This is a genomic window from Micromonospora sp. NPDC005163 (genome assembly GCF_053599835.1).
The window spans coordinates 80280-98839 of sequence record NZ_JBSFYP010000018.1 but is presented as its reverse complement, the minus strand read 5'-3'; the positions used below and the strand labels follow the sequence as shown (position 1 = coordinate 98839).

The 18560-nt window shown below is 69.9% G+C and carries 14 protein-coding genes; 4 read left to right on the top strand and 10 right to left on the bottom strand.

Translation table 11 applies throughout. From position 1 onward, the window contains the following. Nucleotides 1–37: 37 nt before the first annotated feature. The 6 genes from ACWD6N_RS15115 to ACWD6N_RS15090 all read right to left on the bottom strand — a co-directional run bounded on the left by ACWD6N_RS15115 (nucleotide 38) and on the right by ACWD6N_RS15090 (nucleotide 9268). Nucleotides 38–3031, bottom strand: coding sequence for a N,N-dimethylformamidase beta subunit family domain-containing protein (locus ACWD6N_RS15115; protein WP_387325577.1), 2994 nt, complete (start codon nucleotides 3029–3031; stop codon nucleotides 38–40). A 399-nt stretch (nucleotides 3032–3430) separates the two neighbouring features. Further along, entirely contained in the window at nucleotides 3431–4636 is a 1206-nt protein-coding gene (locus ACWD6N_RS15110) for a hypothetical protein (RefSeq protein ID WP_387325580.1), read from the bottom strand. 25 nt (nucleotides 4637–4661) lie between these two features. After that, the gene (locus ACWD6N_RS15105) at nucleotides 4662–5465 is read right to left on the bottom strand and encodes a glycosyltransferase family 2 protein (protein WP_354964308.1); all 804 of its coding nucleotides are present in this window, start codon (nucleotides 5463–5465) and stop codon (nucleotides 4662–4664) included. Nucleotides 5466–5479: 14 nt separating this feature from the next. Beyond that, entirely contained in the window at nucleotides 5480–6955 is a 1476-nt protein-coding gene (locus tag ACWD6N_RS15100; RefSeq protein WP_354964307.1) for an oligosaccharide flippase family protein, read from the bottom strand. After that, nucleotides 6952–8319, bottom strand: a complete 1368-nt coding sequence (locus tag ACWD6N_RS15095; RefSeq protein WP_354964306.1) for an O-antigen ligase family protein — start codon at nucleotides 8317–8319, stop codon at nucleotides 6952–6954. The genes ACWD6N_RS15100 and ACWD6N_RS15095 overlap by 4 nt, the downstream gene beginning before the upstream one ends. Then, on the bottom strand, nucleotides 8294–9268 hold the full coding sequence (locus tag ACWD6N_RS15090) for a YveK family protein (RefSeq protein ID WP_387325585.1): 975 nt from the start codon (nucleotides 9266–9268) through the stop codon (nucleotides 8294–8296). The genes ACWD6N_RS15095 and ACWD6N_RS15090 overlap by 26 nt, the downstream gene beginning before the upstream one ends. Before the next feature lie 241 nt (nucleotides 9269–9509). Here ACWD6N_RS15090 and ACWD6N_RS15085 point away from each other — a divergent pair, with 241 nt between their 5' ends. The 4 genes from ACWD6N_RS15085 (at nucleotide 9510) to ACWD6N_RS15070 (ending at nucleotide 13193) form a co-directional block, all read left to right on the top strand. After that, a complete protein-coding gene (locus ACWD6N_RS15085) occupies nucleotides 9510–10142 on the top strand; it encodes a hypothetical protein (RefSeq protein WP_387325588.1) in 633 nt (210 codons plus the stop codon). 183 nt (nucleotides 10143–10325) lie between these two features. Next, entirely contained in the window at nucleotides 10326–11657 is a 1332-nt protein-coding gene (locus tag ACWD6N_RS15080) for a glycosyltransferase family 4 protein (protein ID WP_387325591.1), read from the top strand. After that, complete coding sequence (locus ACWD6N_RS15075) at nucleotides 11654–12520, top strand: glycosyltransferase (RefSeq protein WP_387325594.1); 867 nt, start codon at nucleotides 11654–11656, stop codon at nucleotides 12518–12520. Before ACWD6N_RS15080 ends, ACWD6N_RS15075 begins: the two co-directional genes overlap by 4 nt. After that, nucleotides 12501–13193 (top strand): polysaccharide deacetylase family protein, encoded by a 693-nt coding sequence (locus ACWD6N_RS15070; protein ID WP_354964301.1) that lies wholly within the window; start codon nucleotides 12501–12503, stop codon nucleotides 13191–13193. The genes ACWD6N_RS15075 and ACWD6N_RS15070 overlap by 20 nt, the downstream gene beginning before the upstream one ends. Before the next feature lie 6 nt (nucleotides 13194–13199). Here the strand turns inward: ACWD6N_RS15070 and ACWD6N_RS15065 are convergent, their stop codons facing one another. From ACWD6N_RS15065 to ACWD6N_RS15050, 4 genes are all read right to left on the bottom strand, one after another. After that, on the bottom strand, nucleotides 13200–14132 hold the full coding sequence (locus ACWD6N_RS15065) for a glycosyltransferase family 2 protein (RefSeq protein WP_354964300.1): 933 nt from the start codon (nucleotides 14130–14132) through the stop codon (nucleotides 13200–13202). Nucleotides 14133–14162: 30 nt separating this feature from the next. After that, nucleotides 14163–15239: a GNAT family N-acetyltransferase gene (locus tag ACWD6N_RS15060; protein ID WP_387325598.1), complete on the bottom strand. Its 1077-nt coding sequence runs from the start codon at nucleotides 15237–15239 to the stop codon at nucleotides 14163–14165. Nucleotides 15240–15409: 170 nt separating this feature from the next. Further along, nucleotides 15410–16762: a UDP-glucose dehydrogenase family protein gene (locus tag ACWD6N_RS15055; protein WP_354964298.1), complete on the bottom strand. Its 1353-nt coding sequence runs from the start codon at nucleotides 16760–16762 to the stop codon at nucleotides 15410–15412. Between the two features lie 73 nt (nucleotides 16763–16835). After that, entirely contained in the window at nucleotides 16836–18230 is a 1395-nt protein-coding gene (locus ACWD6N_RS15050) for a sugar transferase (RefSeq protein WP_387325601.1), read from the bottom strand. Nucleotides 18231–18560 lie beyond the last annotated feature (330 nt).

Here is an 18560-nt window from a genome sequence, read left to right as displayed (position 1 = left end):
CGGGCCCGCACCGGTACCGGTGCGGGCCTGCGGCCGTTCACGGAGTCGTCGTGAAAACCACATCAACCCAGTAGTTCGCCGCATTCCAGCTGGAGGTCGGGAAGGCGACACCGGAACCGGCTCGGAAGAGGCCGTTCCCGCCGTTCGGTGAGTCGGCGATCGCCGTCAGCGGGTAGGACACCGTCGGTTGGGTGAACTGGTTACCCGTGTAGGCGTAGCGACCCACATCCGTGTGGTACGAGACCACGTACGGTGTGTTGGCCGTGATGGCGACCGGCTGGTTGAACAGCAGCGTCTGCCAGCCGGTGCTGCTCTCGTTCGTGAAGGTCCCGGTGGCGAGCTGCGCGCCGGTGTTCGACCAGAGGGTGCCGGTGTGCGTGCCGGTGTTGGCACTGCCCTTGTAGAACCGCACGCCCGTCACGTAGCCGTCGAGTGCCGAGGTGATCCGCATGCCCAGCTCCAGGGAGTTCACCTCGGAGGCGTTGGGGATCGCCGGTACCACGGAGTCGTTCCAGACCGAGCAGGGGCAGCTGACCGACGTGCCGGTGGTGAAGGTCCAGGTGTACGGCGCCGCCATTGTGTTGCCCCAGGCGTCGGTCGCCCGCACCGAGGCGGTGTAGGTGGTCGACGGGGTCAGGGCGTGCTGCGGCTGGACGGTCAGCTTGCGCGTGGTGTTGTCGTAGCGGAAGCCCGCCGGGACGGAACCGCCACTCGAGGTGAGCGAGTACTCGATGCTCTGCGGGTCAACGTCGTGGCTGAAGGTCGCGGTCGGCGTGGCATTGAGCCCGACATCGGACGCGCCCGCCGCCGGGGTCTTCGCGGTGATCGTCGGTGGCGCGGTCTCGGCCCCCACCGTGTCGACGAGGACGTCGACCCAGTAGTTCGTGTTGTTCCAGCTCAGGTTCGGGAAGCCCCCGCCCGAGCCGTACCGGTAGACGCCGTTCGCGCCGTCCACCCCCGACTGCAGCAACCGGACGGCCGTCAACCCCGCGCCCTGGTTGGCGAAGTAGTTGCTGGTGTACGAGTAGTGCCCGGTGGGCGTGTAGTACGACGCCACGTAGGTGGTGTTGGCGGCCACCGGCACGGGGTTGGCGAAGGTCAGGGTTTGCCAACCGCTCGCGGTTTCGCCGGTGAACGTCCCGGAGGCGAGCAGCTGGCCCGAGGCGGTCCAGAGCTTGCCGAGGTGGGTGCCGGTGTTGGTGCTGGCCTTGTAGAACTTGACGCCGGTCACCAGGCTCGGCGCGCCGACCCGGAACTTCACCCCGAGCTCGTTCGGCGAGGTGTCGAAGGAGTCGACTCCGGTCGGCACGGCGGTGGCCGGGAACGCCGTGCAGGGGCACTGCTGCGGTCCGACGGTCACGCTCCGGGTGGTGACCGCCCCGATGTTCAAGCTGTCGTCGGAGGCCCGCACCATGATCTGTGCGGTGCCCTGGGTGCTCGGCGTCCACGTGTAGGACCAGGTTCCCTGCCCGGTGGCCGCCGCCCAGGTGTTGCCGCCGTCCGTGGAGACCTCCACGCGGCCCAGTTGGCCGCCGCCGACCTCCGTCGCGGTCCCGGTGACGGTCACCGGCGTGAGGACCGCCAGGGTGCTACCGGCCGCCGGCGCGGTGATGGTCACCGCCGGTCCGGTGGCGTCGGTGGACCTGACGGCGGCGAAGAGGTTGGCCTGCCGGGTCAGCGGCTGGGCGTCCATGTCGGCGAGGAGGTTGACGGTCGCCTGCTGCATGCGCTGGTCCTCGGTGGAGGGCAGCATCGTGTGAAGGCTGCTCAACCCCCACGACCACTGCACCGTGCCCGCGCCGAAGACCAACGCGCCGGAGGACTGGTCGCGATAGGCCACCAGGCTGTGCGTGGCCGTGCCGTTCCCGTAGTCGTTCCCCTCGTCTAGCAGCAAGGTGCCGTCGGTGATGGCCAGCGTCGTCGACGAGAACGCCACCGCGCCCGGCGGGCGGACCGAATTCTCGACGTCGGAGTCCCACTCGTAGCCGAGCGTGCCGACGGGGAACGTGGCCACCTGCCCGGGCGCCAGGTTGTTGATGGACGGGATGTTCCGCCAGAGGCGAAGGTTCCGGTACGCGGCCGGGACGGTGATCGCGTCGTTGCGGTAGCCGTTGACGGTGAAAATGGTTCCGGTCAGCTGGTTGGGCGGGGTGGCGCCGCCGGAGCCGGCGCCCACCGAGTCGACCCAGGTGCCGGTCCACTGCCCGCTCGGGTCCGCGATCCCGTTCGGCGGGTTCTGCCGCATCTTGGTCATCTTGTAGCAGACGAGGGTGCGGTTGTCCCCGCCGCCGCTGGCAACCGACGGCTCCAGCCGGGTGCGCCAAAAGATTTCGTTGCCGCTGAAGAAGGCCAGGTTGACGCCGGCCTCGCGGGCGGCGACCACATTGTTCCACTGGGCCTGGTTCCAGTACTCGTCATGCCCGGAGGACATGAAGACCCGGTGGTCGAGCAGGCTCGCCGGCTTGGTGCTCACGTCGATGCTCGAGGCGTAACTGACGTCGTACCCGTTGCGCTCGAGCCAGTAGATCATCGGGTACTCGGCCGAGAGGACGCCGTTGTCCCCGGCGATCCGCATGGGACGGTTGTAGCTCACCTTGTAGGCCCGGCCGTCGTACGCCGGCCCGCCCCCGCCGTAGAGGTCCTGACCGCCCCAGTCGTTGTACGCCTGCCAGGTCTGGTCCGAGGTCTGCACCAGGATGTCGGAGTGGTTCGCCGGATCCACGACAACGAACGGCACGTGCGCGAAGCCCGCGCCGTTGGGCTGGTCGAGCGTCGCGAGATAGACCCCGGAGACGGCGTTCGACGGCACCGTCCAGGTCACGTTGGTGGTCCAGTTGCCGCAGTCCACCAGTCCGGTGCCCGCGTCGTGCAGGCACGCCGGCTGGGTCCGGGCGGGGAAACTGCTCGTCGGTGAGGTCGGCATCCTCCGCGCACCGTCACCGCCGTAGTAGCCGAGCCGGTAGATGTCGACCTCGAAGGTGGTCGGGGACTGCACCTTCAACTGGAGCGTCTCGCCCGGCTGCACACTCATCCGGGTGCCGAATCCCTCGATATCGCCCCAGGCACTTTCGCCGTACCAGTCGTCAAGCGGTGTGCCCAGTTTCGAGTTCTCACAGACAACAGGGTTGGAGCCGGTGCCACAAGGATCGGACACGGCTGAACTCGCTGACGCGGGAATCAGCACCAAGGCTGCTCCCGTGGCGGCCGCTACCGCGGCCCGAAACACCCGAGACCTCATTACAGATCGCCTGCTTCTCAAAGGAGGGCCGCCGGACGCTACTGAGCGTACGTAAGCGCCGGGGAGATACCAGATCTGCAGGTGTCGCGCCGCGACACCATTCGGTCAGTATCGCGCCGAGTCTCGGCGGATGATCGTTCCCGACGCGCAGCCACTCGGCTCGCCACGCGCAGCCGACCGGACGGAATCCGGTCAGGACGGTCGGGGCACCGCCTTACCGGTGGGCGTACCGTCAATCGAACCCACGACATTGTTGAACCACTCCGCATACGTGACCGAGCAGTCCGCACCGCATTGGCTGGTGTGCCCCCAATGGGTGGGGCCGAAGACATTGTCGCGCAGCCGCAGGCCGATCCCGTCCTGGGCGTACAGGCCGAATGCGCCGAGCGAGATGAAGCTGTCCCGCACCAGGTAATCCCGCAAAGTGGAGGTGCCCTCACTCTGCGTGAACAACACTGCGGTAATCGCCTTCCAGTAGCCCGGCACCTCCTTTCCGGTGAAGGCGTCGACCCCCGGTTCCAGGCGGCTGTTGCTGATGGTCACCGGTCCACTGCCGCCGTACGGGAAGACGCCCCCGGTGTGCGCCTGGGACGGGTCGGCGAGGTGGGCGATGTAGTTGTCGTGGAGCCAGCTCCGCTCGATGGTGACGTTGGCTCCGCACAGGCACATGCCGCCGGTGTTCGCCACGTCCACCCCGCTGATCCGGATCGTGCAGGTGGCACAGTCGTTGATCGCGTGATCGGTCAGCGCGGCGTTCTGCTGCCCGCCGGCGACCGGCTCCGGCCGGATGGTCGTGTTCCTGATGTTCAGCGTGAGGCGGCCGGCAGAGTTGGCGTTGACCAGGATGGCCCGGTTGGCCGAGCCCGGCGGCGGGGCAATTATCGAGTTCGTGATGTTGACCGTGCCGTGGCAGTCGGTGCCGATGTAGATGAAGGCACGGAAGTAGATCCGGTCCAGGTTGACCGTGCCCTTGCAGTCGTACAGGTCCCATTCCTTGCTGGCCCCGTCGTGCGGTTCGTACACCCGGTAGCCGCGTGGCACGGGCAGCTGGGCGTCCGACTGCCGGTAACGCCCGACGCCCGGTGCGCCGACTGAGAAGCGAGCGGGATAGCGGCCACCACCGGTGGGGTCGGCTGCCCGCGCCGTGGCGGAGGCAGGTGCGGATCCCGCCGCGGTGGGGGTCGGCGCGGGAGTGGCCGGCGTGGTGCGGGTCGGCGCGGACGTGGCCCCGGCAGCGGTGGCCGCCTGGCACCGCGCCGGGATCGCGCAGCCGGTCGGCTCGGCCACGCCGCGTTCCAGTGCCACCACCGTGACGGCGGCCCCGACCAGGAGCGCGCCGGCCGCCGCCAGGACCGGCCAACGCCTGCCGGTGCTACGCCTCTTCCCGGGCATCGACACCCGACCTCCCTCCGGCACGCCCGACCTAGGTCCGTTCCCAGGCCGTCCAGTAGCTGTTCGGGTTGATCACGTAGTCGACCGTCGGCTCGGGGATGTGCTCCACCCGGTGGCGCCGGCTGAACCGGTAGATCAGCTCCCAGTCCTCCTTCGGCGCCACGGTGGAACTGCGGCGCAGCCGGCTGAACACCAGGTCCGACGACCGTCTCGCCACGAAGGGGTTGGAATCCAAAAAGCACTTCTCCCAGGCGAGCTTGCGGTCGAACGCCACGGAGAGGATGTCGCGCTGGAGCCCGTCCGGCGTCACCCGGCGCATCGCGGTGTAGACCCCGTCCGGCCGTGGGCGCGACGGGTCGTCGTCCTGCAGCCGAGCGAGCGCGGTCTGCAGGTGATGCGGATGCCAGGCGTTGTCGTCGTCGAGGAACGCCACGAACCGGGAATCCGCCAGGCCCATCCCGATGTTGCGGCTGATCCCCAGCACGTTGATGTTGCGGCGCAGGCTGACCACGTGCAGGCGGGGGTCGGCCGGCAGTTCGGGGATCTGGCCGCCGCCGTCGTCGACCACGATGACGACGTGGTCGGTCACGGTCTGGGCCAGCACCGACTCCACCGCCCGCCGCAATCCATCCGGCCGTTTGTAGGTCAACACGATCGTCGCCACCAGGGCCCGGGGCTTGACGCCGCCGGGCAGCGTGGCCAGCAACCGGGCGATCTCGGACCGTTCGAACCGGTAGAGCCCGACCGCGGTGTGCCCGAGCAGCACCTTGTTGCGCAACTCCTCGAGAGGCAGCCAGCCAAAGGTGGCGCGCAGGCGCCGCTTCACCCAACTCATCTATGAGTCTCCACTCAGCTCCGTGTGACCGTCGCCAACGGCTTTTCACCGTGAGGCTCCGCCTCGCGGCCGGGTTGCGACCGGTCCGCCCGGCCGCTTCGCAGCAGCGGCCGGACGAAGGGCAGATAGACCGCCACTGCGGCCAGCCCGATGATTGCCAGCGGGAGGAAGCCGCCGCCGAGGACGAGGTGCATCCCCCAGGCCAGGGCGCCCACCGCCACCCCGCCGAGCGCCGGCCGGACGCAGGCGCGCAGCATCAGCGCGGGCCGGATGCCCAACCGGGACAGCACCACGACGAAAACCGGCGTGACGAGCAGACCGGCCACCACCACCTGCCCGGCGGCCACGCCCGCGATGCCGAGCCGGTGGGCGAACAACAGGAGCACCGGAGTCAGGCTGAACAGCCACCAGGCCTGCATCAGCATCAGGGTCTTGCGCACCCGGGTGGCCAGGCAGTCGTACGCCAGGTCGACGGCGACCCGGATCAGGCCCAGCCCCACCAGGAACTGCAGCGCCACCGCCGCCCCGGCCCACTGGTCGCCGTACACCAGGCGGACGACCGGGTCGGCGAGCACCCCCAGCAGCACGCAGCAGGGCACGGCGGCGGCCAGCACCATGGCCAGCGCCCGCTGGAAGCCGGCGGCGAACGCCTCCGGCGAATCCGCGAGGCGGGAGAAACCGGCGTACGACACCCGGCGGACGGTGTCCGACACGATCCGGACCGGCCAGCTCGACATGTTGAAGGCCATCGCGTACAGGCCGAGCGCGGCCGGACCGAGCACCGAGCCGACGACGACGGAGTCGACGTTGACGATGCCGAGGGTGAGCAGACTCGCCGACGCCAGGGGAAGCCCGAACCGCAGCAACCGGACGGCCTGCGTCCGGTCCCAGCCGAATCGCAGCATGTCGGGGGCACAGAGCGCGAACCCGACCAGCGCCACCATGTTGCCCGCGAGCGAGCCCCACGCGAAGGCTATCGCCCCCATCCCGGCGGCGGCCAGGGCGATCGTGACGGCGGTGTTCACGAGGAAGTTGGCGACGTCGACAACGGTGCGCCGGAACTGCTGGAACTCCCGGTTCAGCTTGCCGATCGGCACACAGGCGATGCCGTCGATGACCACGGTGAGGCAGAGCAGCCGCAGCATCGCCGTCGCCTCTGGCGACCCCAGCAGGCGCGCCACCGTCGGCGCCGTGACGAAGAGCACGAGATAGAAGGCGCTGCTGGAGATAGTCGACAACGTCAGGACGGTCGGCGCGAACCGCTTGATGTCGCCGTTCCAGCGCACGAGGGCCAGGCTGACGCCCATCTCGTTCAGGGAGAGCAGCATCGCCAGGACCAGCGACCCGACGGCGTACAGCCCCCACTCGTACGGCCCGAAGAACAGCCGCGCCAGCACGACGCCGGTCGCGAACGTGCCCCCTCGACGTACGATGGTGTTGATCATGCTCCATCGGGTCGCCGCGGCGACCTTCTGGTTCAGGTCCGTCACAGAGCCGGGTCTCCCCTCTTGAACTCCTCGGAGCGGGCGATGCCGAGGTACGCGCCCGAAAGACCGAGAAACAGGAACGACGTCCCGGCCACCATCGGGAAGCTAAGCGTGTCGAAGGTAAAGGTCACCACCAGCATCACGAATCCGACAGCTACGAAGGCCTGGCCGGTCTCCCGGCGGGCCGGATCGGTGAACCGCCGCCGGCCGGCGCCGCCGCAGTGCAGCGTGGTGACGTAGACGAGAACGATGCTCACCACGCCGACGACGCCCATCTCCAACAGGGCAAGCAAATACTGGTTGTCGGTGTAGCGGTACATCAGCGGCAGGAAGGTGCCGAAACCCCGGCCCGTCCAGAGTCGCTCGACGATGTAGGCGTTGACGCCCGCGCTCGTCGCGGTGCGGGACTGGGTGCTGTTGTCGCCGCCGTTCAACATCGCGGTGAAGAGGCCCATGATCGTCACGAAGAGGCCCGGCAGCGCCAGCCTCGCCACGGCCAGCGACGGCAGCACGGTGGCGAACGTCCACCCGATCCGCCGCGCGTTCCAGGTCGGCAGGAGCACGAGCAGCACCACGCCCAGACCCACCACGGAGGTCCGGGAGACGGTGGTGATGGCGCCCATCGCGATCAGCACGACCGGCAACCAGCGGCGCATCGCCTTGCGCTCACCCCCGTGGAATGCCTGCTGGAGGGCGAACGGCAGCGCCAGGGCCATGACGGCGGCGAGTTCGAGGGTGTTCGCGGCGGTCGCGGTGGGCCGGACGAAGGCACCCCTGGTGACCAGTTCCTGGGCGCCGCTCGACATCCCCGGGATCTGGATCCAGGCGGTCAGGCTCGTCCCCAGCACGAACTCGCCCAGGGCGACGACCGCGATGACGGTGCAGCACCGCACGAAGACCCGCAACAGCCGGTCGAGGTGGTCGTAGTTCCGGATCGACGTGGCGAGGAGCACGATGGACGTCCACACCAGGAGCTGGATCAGCCCCCGATCGGCGGCGCTCACCTCCAGCGGCTCCGCGTCCCGTCGGGCGGCGGCGACGTAGCTGAGCAGCACGGCCACCGCGACGCCGAAGAGAGCGAGCCGGGGCGCCCGGGTGAACGGCGCCGGCCGAGCCCGCCGCATCAGCCAACTGGCCAGAAACCACACCAGGCCGACGAGGACGAACAGGCTCGCCACCGTCCCGGTTGCCCCGATGCCAGGGAAGACCAACCGGGACGGCACGAGCATCAGGAAAACGACGTAGAGGGTCAGCAGCGAATGGGGTCCGAGGCTGGCGAGGCGCTGCTGGGAGAGGTAGACCCGGCTGGCTCGCCGCGGCGCCGGGACCGCGGCGGAAAAACTAGGTTCCGTTAAGCCGGTCGACATTCTGGCCTCTGTGGTGGGACCTCTCCGAGGACCGGTACGTGGTGGACGGCGGCCCCGACGGCGAGGCTTTCCACGCCCCGCTCTCCGGCCGCGGAGCCGGCCCCGTCCCGGGCCGCCTGAGGATCACCGTCTCGTCGGCTCCGACGCGATTGCCGCGACCCTCGACGCCGTTCGTGGCCACCGCGGGCTTTCCCTGGGCGGCACGGTCGTCCCGCTCGGGGTTCGGCGGCCGCTGCGGGGGCCGGGCCGGGGCCGGTCGGCCGGGCACGTTGGCGGAGCCGCCGGCAGCGACCGGGGCGGGCGCGGCGGCGGCGGCCAGCTCCTGGCGTCGCTGGCGGGACCGCGCCAGGCTCTCCACCACGAACGTCAGCAGCAGGGCGAGCGCGGCGGTGCCGCCACCGGCCGCGATCACCAACTTGAGCTTGTCCTTGAGCTGCGGTTCGGGCTTCTGTGGCGGGATGATCTCGGTCATCCGGATCATGTCCCGCTCCTTGACGTCGTTCTCCGACTGGATCTTCGCCAGCTTGGCCTCGGCGTACCGCGCGATCGTCGCGGTCGAGGCGAGCAGGTGGGCCTGGTCCGTGCCGGTGATGGTGAAGGTCAGGAAGGGTCCCTGCGCGCCCTCGGCCAGCCCGACCTCGAAGTCCTCGGTCACCCCCATCTTGAGCAGCTCCGCCTGGGCATCGGTGGATTGGAGGCTGCGACCGAGGAAGTCGGCGGTGGCGACCAGGGAACCGTTGAAGTTGAGGAACGGGTTGTCGTTGTGCTCGCCCGGCGTGGCTGCATCGGTCGCGACCGGCGAGCTGAGCAGGCTGACGGTGGTGGTCGACTGGTACGAGGTCGGCACCAGCACGAAGGCGGCAATGCCGAGCCCGACCGCCAGGACCATCATCGGCAGGAGGATGTACCAGCGGGCGCGAGCCACCGAGAGGATCTCGCCTAGGTCCACGACGCCCCTCCAACTTCTCTAGGACGTCAGTCGTCGGTAATTGAAAGAGCATTCCTCGACACCGGGGACGGTTCCGCGCCGAAGGTCGAAGTCAAGCTATACAGACCGGAGGCACGACGGCTACCGCCGATCCGGTCGAGTTGCTTGCTGCATTCGTCCATGCCCCGTGGCATCCTCCACGCCTGAGTCGTCACACAGCATAAGCGGCGAGCGGACCAGAAAGGACCCGAAGGGCGTGTATATGTCTGATGTCTTGGCGACGCTGCGTCGGCGGTGGTATCTCGTCGCCACCGGCCTGGTGGTCACCGCGCTGGCCGGCCTGGGCGCGCCCCAGGTCACGCCGCGTTACCTCGCCTCGGAGGTCGTCGTGATGCAGCCGCCGGTCTCGCCCTACGCGCCCAACCCGATGACCGGGCTCTACCCGTCGATTTCGATCACCGGAGCGGCGGTGGCGCAGCGGCTGAGCACGCCCGACGCGAAGGCGCGCCTGCGGACGGCGGGAGTGACCGGTCCGTACGCCTTCCAGCCCCGCAACACCGGCACCAACCAGGAGCCCCGGTACGTGATCGGCTCGATGACCATGACGACGATCGCATCCGACGAGGAGAGTGGGCTGCGCGCGCTCGCCGTGCTCAGGGACGCCTTCGAGCAGGAGCTCAAGAGCTTGCAGGACCGGTGGAAGGTGGCTCGGCAACTGCGCATCACCACCGCCGTCCTCGTCCCGCCGAGCGCGACGTTGCAGCCCCACTCGCCGTCACGGGCCCTGGTCGGCGCCGGGCTGCTCGGCGTCATCGCGACCCTGGCGGTGACCCTCTGGACCGACGAATTTCTCCGCCGCCGCAGCACGCGCCGATCGGTGAACGTGACCCGGTGACCGATCGTCCGCATCAGAGTTGCCGACGTTGCCGCAGGTCAGGGCCAGGAAACGGGCACATTCGGTGAGTCCTCTGTAAACATCCCGACACGCCGGGCGACCCAACGGTTGATTGTTTACTCAATCAGCGGCGGGGAGCGTACGCAGGGAATCAGCTCGAACGTGAACCGAGGTGACCCGGACGTGATCAATTCCCGGCCCCACATCACCATCCTCGTGGCCAACCTTCCCGCCGAACGCGATCGCCGAGTCATCAGGGAATGCCTGAGCCTCGAGGCAGATGGCTTCGACGTCACCGTCATCGCGCCACGTGGCGACAAAAGCCTGCGCACTTTGCCGGGCAGTCGGAGCACTCGGCTACGCCCCTATCCAACCTTTGTCTACGGCCACGGGGTACTTTCGTACGGCGTCGAATTCGCCTGGTCGTTCCTCTGGATCGCCGTCCGCCTGCTGGCCGAGGTGCTCGGTGGACGGGCGCACGCGGTGCAGGTGTGCAACCCGCCCGATGTCTACTGGCCGCTGGCGCTGCTGCTGCGGGCCCTGGGCCGCCCTTGGGTCTTCGACCACCACGACCTATGCCCCGAGGTCTACGCGTCCCGCGTCGGCACCCCGAACAAGTGGGCCTTCCGGGTTCTCCGGGCCTTCGAGTGGCTGACCCTGCATACGGCCACCGAGGTCGTGGCCACCAACGAGTCGTTCAGGGACAACGCCGTACGGCGTGGCGTCTCGCCGGCACGGGTGACGGTGGTCCGCAACGGTCCGACCCGGGGGGAGGTCGCCGAGCCGGGCGAAACCACCGACCCGGCGGATGGCCGCCAGGCCGACCAGAAGGTGGTCTATCTCGGTGTCTTCGGACCACAGGACAACGTGGAGGGAGCCGTGCTGGCCGCCGAGCAGTTGATCCGTCGCCGCGGGCGTACCGGCTGGCGCATGGTGCTCGCCGGCGACGGCGAGAGCATGCCGGCGCTGACCAGGCTCGCCACGGACCGGGGCCTGACGGACGTCGTGGAGTTCACCGGTTGGCTCGACGGCGTGGCCGTCGACGAACTGCTGCGCACCGCGACGGTCGCGATCCAGCCCGACCTGCCGACCCGGATGAACGAACTGTCCACCATGGCCAAGACCGTCGAGTACCTCGGCCGTGGTGTGCCGGTCGTGGCGGTGGACCTCCTCGAGACCCGTCGCAGCGTGGGTGAGGCCGGCGCCTACGTCCCCACCGGTGCACCGGAGGAGTTCGCCGAGGCCATCGACGAGCTGCTGGACGATCCGGCTCGCCGGGCGCAGATGCGGGCCGTCGGGCTGGCCCGCTTCCGGGAGACCCTCGCCTGGGAGCACCAGGCCGACGCCTACGTCGCGGTGTGGCGCCGGCTCCTCGCCAAGCGACTCCCCGACGGCGTTGCCACGCCCGCCTCCCCCGCCGGCGCGGTGGCCGGACCGGCCACGCGGGCGGGCGACGCGGCGCCGGCCGAGCACCACCCGTCGGCGGCGACCGAGGACCGGGTAACCACGCGGTGACCAGCATCGTCATCGCCGCCCACAACGAGCGCGCCGTCATCGGCCGCTGCCTCGATGCCCTGCTGGCCGAGGCCGCGCCCGGCGAGTTCGAAGTCACCGTCGTCGCCAACGGCTGCACCGATGAGACCGCCGCCATCGCCGCCGCGCGACCGGGGGTACGGGTCGTCGAACTCGCCGAGGCCGGCAAGCCGGCCGCCCTGAACGCGGGGGACGAGGCCACGCGCGGATTCCCGCGCATCTATCTCGACGCCGACATCGTGCTCTCCACACAGGGGGTACGGGCCGTCGCCGCGGCGCTTGACGGACCGCACCTGGCCGCGACGGTCCGCCGGGAGCTCGACCTAACCGGCCGGCCGATACTGGTGCGCGCCTACTTCAGCGTCCACCGCCGTTTGCCGGTCTTCCGGGACGGTCTCTTCGGGCGCGGCGTGATCGGACTGTCCGAGGCCGGTCGGCATCGCTTTGACCGGTTCCCGGCGCTCGTGGCCGACGACCTCTTCCTCGACTCCTTGTTCGGGGCAGCCGAGAAACGGCAGGTCGACACGGTGAGCTCACGGGTGGCGACCCCGCGGCGCACCGGGGACCTGGTGCGCCGGCTAAGCCGGGTCCGCAGAGGCAACTCGGCCATGCGTGCCGCCGCCGGCCAGGGCCAGGTCGGGGCGCGCGTCCACCCCGCGGCCCGCCTCTCCTGGCTCCGTGACGTGGTCATCCCCCGGCCCTGGCTCGCCCCGGCGGCGCTCTGCTATGTGGCGATCACGGTCCTCGCCGCGCTGTCCGCCCGGAGCCACGCTGAAGGCGCGGCCGGTTGGGGGCGCGACGACTCGTCCCGACAGGAAGAGGCGCATGCCCCAGTCCGACGGTAGGCACGTGCCGACCGGCACCACGGTCAACATCTGCTTCCACGGCATCGGCGAGCCGCGCCGGGACCTCGAGCCCGGCGAGGAGCGCTACTGGATCCGGCCGGACCAGTTCCACGCCATCCTGGACGACCTGCTCAGCTGGCCGTCGGCGCGGATCAGCTTCGACGACGGCAACCTCTCCGACGTGCGGATCGGTCTGCCCGGGCTCACCGCCCGCGGCCTGTCGGCCGAGTTCTTCGTCCTGGCGGGGCGGCTCGGGACGGCCGGCAGCCTGGACGCAGACGACGTACGGGAACTGCAGGGTCACGGCATGACGATCGGCACGCACGGATTGCACCACCGCTCGTGGCGCGGAATGGACGAGCAGACCACGTACGACGAGCTCGTGACGGCCCGGTACCGTCTCGTCGAGGTGGTCGAGCAGGACATCACGACGGCCGCCTGCCCGCTCGGGCAGTACGACCGGCGGGCGCTCGGCGAGCTCCGGCGGCTGGGCTACACCGCAGTCTTCACCAGTGATCGCCGGCCGGCCAGGCGAGCGGCATGGCTCCAGCCGAGATTCAGCGTCCGCCGCGACGACACGCCCGCCACTCTGCGGGCTGCCGTCGGGGCCAGCCGAGGCTGGCCCCGACGGATCCGGGGCGAGCTGGTGAGCGTGGCCAAGCGCTGGCGGTAGCCGGCGTCACCCGGCGGAGTGCACGGTCGCCGGCCCCGGCACCTCCCGGATCTTCGCGGGCCTGAGCAGGTCCCGCGCTGCTGCCCGGCTGGTCTGCCGACCGAGCAGGGCGCGGCTGGCCTCACGAGCCAGGAGCACGAACCAGTAGACCGCGGTAGACGCCAGGCCGTGCCGACGGCGGTAGAGGCGTACCCGATTGAGCGTGAGCAGCGCCCACAGCTTCGGCGAGTGCCGGGAGTCACCCTCCAGGTGCACGGCGCGGGCACCGGGTACGAAGCGCGTGACGAGACCCGCGTCCCGGGCCCGCAGGGCGAAGTGGGTCTCCTCCGAGTAGAGGAAGAAGGACTCGTCCCACGGGCCACACCGCTGCCAACACTCTCGACTGATCAGCAGCGTGGAACCCTCGGCCCAGTCGGTGACCGTCTCCCGGGCGTACCGGCGATCGTCGGTCACCACCTCGCCGATCACGGCATAGCGGCCGGCTCTCCGAGCCCCGAGAATGGCGTCCCCGAGGGCCCGCAGGATGGTGGGTTCGCGGCGCAGCGTCGTGATGAGCGCGCCGACACCATCCACGATATGCGGCACCGCTATGCCGGTGCCGTTCGTGCCGAGGGCGGCCAGCAGGGTCTCGACGCAGCCTGGCCGGAGCCGGACGTCGGGGTTGAGCACGAGCACCGCCGCGTGCGGCGGCGCCGCGGCCACGGCCGCGTTGATACCGGCGGCGTAGCCCGCGTTGCGTCCCATCTCGACCACGGTCGCTTCGGGCGCCAGGCGACGCAGGGCCGCCACGGTGCCGTCGGCGGAGGCGTTGTCGGCGACCGTGAGGTGCCAGGACAACCCGCCCAGCCCCGGGCCCAGTGCCGCGAGGAGATCAGGCAGCAGCCGCTCGCTGTTGTAGGTCACCACAACGACGGCAACCCTCACCTCGGTAACGCTCATCAAGTGCTCCCATCCATGAAATGCCGGGTGTCACCGCTCGTGCAGCCTGGCGCGGAGACCGCGCAGGATTCGGCCCGTCCCGCCGCTGCGGAGTCGAGCCCCGACGGCGCCGGTGCGCACCGAGCGCGCCAGCGCGAATTGTGCCCGCCGGGCGCCGGCCACCGCCCACGACCGGCCGACGCGTCCCTCGGCCACCGGCACCTCGTCATTTGACAGCCGGCTCTTGTAGAGCGCCTCGGACTTGCCGAGGTCGATGTGCTCGATCCCATCGGCCGCACCGGCCTCGGCCATGCGGAGGCAGAGCAGGATGCCGGCGGAGTGCCGCGCCAGGTCGACGTCGTACGCGGGGAACCAGTAGGCGAGCACCGACCGGCTCCGCAGCCCGAGGTGGGCGGCGACGGGCTGGTCTCCGGCGTAGAGCGTGGAGACGACGGCCCGGCAGCCGGCCGCGGAGGACTGGGACAACTCCGTGAGCACCGCCTGGATCCACGGCGTCCGGAACCGGTCGTACTGCTGCGTCCGGCGGTACTGGTCCGACTTCCAGCGCCGCAGCGCGAGCATCACGCCCTCGCTGCGGTCCTCCCACTCGAACCGCTCCTCGCCGAGCTCGCGCACCATGCGGCGCTGCTTGCGCAGCGCCTGCCGAATCAGGTTCCCGTCGGTCATCCGGTCGTCGACGTAGCTCTGGTAGCCCTTCGACAGGTCGATGATGGGAGACCCGGCCACCCGAGCCTGGTACGGCGCGAAGGGTGCCTGATCGGCCAGCAGATGGTCGAACTCCCACACGGCCAGCCCGCACGCCTTCAACAGCCGGACCGGGTCCCAGTCCAGGCCGGGACGGTGCACCAGGCCTTGACAGTCGGAGATGCCGGAGCCGATCGGCACTCCGATGACCCGATGCCTCACCTCATACGGGAAGAAGCCGACGATCTTCGGGCCGTCCTGCAGCACCGCCACCCGGGCAGTGGGGCGGCTACGACCGACCGCGAGGGCGAATTCCGGGGCGAGGAAGGGATTCTGCAGCCTCGGCTGGGACTCCTGCATCTGCCGCCACTCGGTGACCTCGGCCGGGCCGAGGTCACTCGGACGGACAACGGAGATCTGCATCGGTCGCCTTTCCCGGGACAACGCTGTTTTCGCCGCGGTTCATCGTGCCCGCTCCCGACGCAAAGGTGAACCGGGGCCGGTGTCGGTTAGCCGTCTGCGCATGTGGACCTGTGGTGGCCCGTCGGCACCGTTCGGACGGCCGGGCCCAGCCGTCGGTACGCTCCGGCGCTTCACGGGCGGCCAAGGGCCCGGTACTCCCAACCCGCCGCTTGCCATCGGGCCGGGTCCAGGGCGTGCCGGCCGTCGGCGATACGCGGCCTCGCCACCACCGTACGCAGCGCCGCCGGGTCGATTTCCCGGAACTGCGACCACTCGGTCAGCAGCACCACCACGTCCGCGCCGGTCGCCACATCGAAGGCGCTGTCACCGTATTCGAGCGCCGGATACGCCCGGCGCGCGTTGGCCATGGCCACCGGGTCGAAGACCCGCACCCGTGCCCCCGCCCGGTGCAGGGCGCTCGCGACGTCGAGCGCGGGCGCGTCCCGGATGTCGTCAGAGTTCGGCTTGAACGCCGCGCCCAGGGCCGCCACCCGGACCCCGCGCAGGTCCCCGCCGGCAAGATCGCGTACCAGGTCCACCATGCGTTCCCGGCTGCGCTGGTTGATCCCGTCCACCTCGCCCAGGAAGGCCACCGCCCGCCCCACGCCCAACTCCTCGGCCCGGTGCATGAACGCGCGGATGTCCTTGGGCAGGCACCCGCCACCGAAGCCCAGCCCCGGACGCAGGAACCGGCTGCCAATCCGCTCGTCGAGTCCCAGGGCCGTGGCCAGGTCGTGGACGTCCGCGCCGCTGGCCTCGCACACCTCTGCCATGGCGTTGATGTACGAGATCTTGGTGGCCAAGAAGCCGTTCGCCGCGACCTTGACCAGCTCCGCGGTCTGCGGATCCGTCACCAGCACCGGGCAGCCCTGGTCGACCATCGGAGCGAACACCTCGCGCAGGCGTCGCTCGGCCCACCGGGAGGAAACGCCGAACACCAACCGGTCGGGACGCATCGTGTCGTCGACGGCGAAGCCCTCACGGAGGAACTCGGGGTTCCAGGCCAGCTCCACGGCATCGCCGGCCGGCGAGACGGCGTGCATCAGGTCGGTGAGCCGGGCAGCGGTGCCGACCGGAACCGTGGACTTGCCGACGACCAGCGCACGTCGGTGCAGGCCACGGGCCAACGTGATCAGCGCCGCCTCGACATGCCGCAGGTCAGCCGCGTACGAACCGGCCCCCTGCGGGGTCCCTACGCAGAGGAAATGGACGTCGCCGAAGTCGGCCGCCTCGGCCAGGGACGTGGTGAAGCGCAACCGCCCCGAATCCAGCGCCTTCGCCAGCAACTCGGGCAGCCCGGGTTCGAAGAAGGGCACCTCGCCCGCGGCCAGCCGCTCGATCTTGTTCGCGTCGACGTCGACGCCGAGCACCTGGTAGCCGAGCGCGGCCATGCACACCGCGTGGGTGGCCCCCAGGTAGCCGGTGCCGATGACGGTGAGCTTGGGGGCAGTGCAACCCACCGGTTCGATGCACCCGGTGTCCATGGTTTCCTCCAGACGGATCAGGACGCGACCGACAGCGCGTGCGCCAGTCGTGCGATGACGGGGTGCGGCGCGGTCAGTAGGCTCCGGAGCTCCGGACGACGGCGCTCAGCGTGCGGACCAGGATCACCAGGTCCATGGTCAGCGACCAGTTCTCCACGTACGACAGGTCGAGTCGGATGGACTCCTCCCAGGACAGGTCCGACCGGCCGGAAACCTGCCACAGCCCGGTCAGGCCGGGCTTGACGACCAGACGCCGGCGCATGTCCGACGGATAGTTGGCCACCTCACCCGGCAGCGGCGGCCGCGGTCCGACCAGCGACATGTCGCCCCTGAGCACGTTGACGAGCTGCGGGACCTCGTCCAGCGAGAGCCGGCGCAGCCAGCGCCCGACCCGGGTCACCCGGGGGTCCTGGCGCATCTTGAACAGCTCCCCGTCGGTCTCGTTGCGGTCGAGCAGTTCCGCCAGGCGTTCCTCGGCGTTCACGTACATGGTCCGGAACTTGTAGATGCGGAACGGCCGGCCGTTCTTGCCCACCCGCACCTGACGGAAGATGGCGGGCCCGCCGGCACCCGGGCTCATCCGGACCAGCACGGCGATCGCGAGCAGCACCGGGGCGGCGACGATCAGCAGCAGGAACGCCGACACCCGGTCGAAGACCGCCTTGACGACCCGCCGGCCGCCCTTCAACCGAGGGTGCTCGACGTGCAGCATCGGCAGGCCGTCGACGGGTCGGACGGTGGTGCGGTCGCCGGCCACGTCCACGAGGTTGCTGGCGACGATCAGGTCGACCTCGTCGCGTTCGAGTTGCCATCCCAACCGGCGCAGGGCGGATCCCGCCATCTCGGGACAGGAGAGCACGACGATCGTGTCCGCGCCCGCGCCCGTGACGGCCGCCGGAACGTCCGCGAAGGTGCCGAGGATCGGCGGCAGCCCGCTGGCGCGTGGCTCCGCGATTGCCACCGGCAGATGCGGGAGACAGGCGCCGACCACGCCGAGCCCGTGGTAGCACTCGCGGCGCAGCCTCCTGGTCATCTCCGCGACGGCGGTTTCGTGCCCGACCAGGATCACCCGGTGCAGCCGCTCACCGCGGGCCCACGACCGGTGAAGCTGCTGGCGGACCAGGTAGCGCATCGCGACGCCGGCGACGGTGACCAGTGGCATTGCGATGATCACGTAGCCTCTGGCGAGTCGGAAGTCGAACGCGAGGGAGACGACCGCCAACATGGCGGTAACGGCGAGACCGGTTTGGAAGACCCGGACGTACTCATCATTTCCTACGAATAGATGGCGCGATTCATACGCTCGGTTGAGGGTGAGCGCCAGCACCCAGGCGAACGGCAGCGCAAGGGTGAGCCAGAGATGACCACGGTTGTACGGCTCCGCCGTCGCCGGGCCGAATCTAAGGCTCAGCGCCACCCCGGCCGACCCGGCACTGGCCGCGAGGTCGACGAGGCAGAGTGTGGCCACGTAACGGGACTGCCATCCAGTCCGCAGTGGATTGACCGAATGGCCTATCGGCGCCCACTCACCCTGCCGCCTAGTCGTGTCGTCAATGACCTGCGCGATTTCTACCAATGCACACCGCCCCACGTACACGGGCCGACCAGCCACACCCCTGCGGCTCGTCGTCCGGCTCGAGTTGGTGGTACCCGCGAAGACTATGCGTCCGGGATCCCCTTCCCAGAGGCGTAGGCGGGACCGACTGAGGTGAGCATGCTGACCACGGACTCAATGCGCCAGCATCGTGTTCGGCATTTCTGAGCCAAAGTCGAATTGCCGACTACGCACGCGCTGACT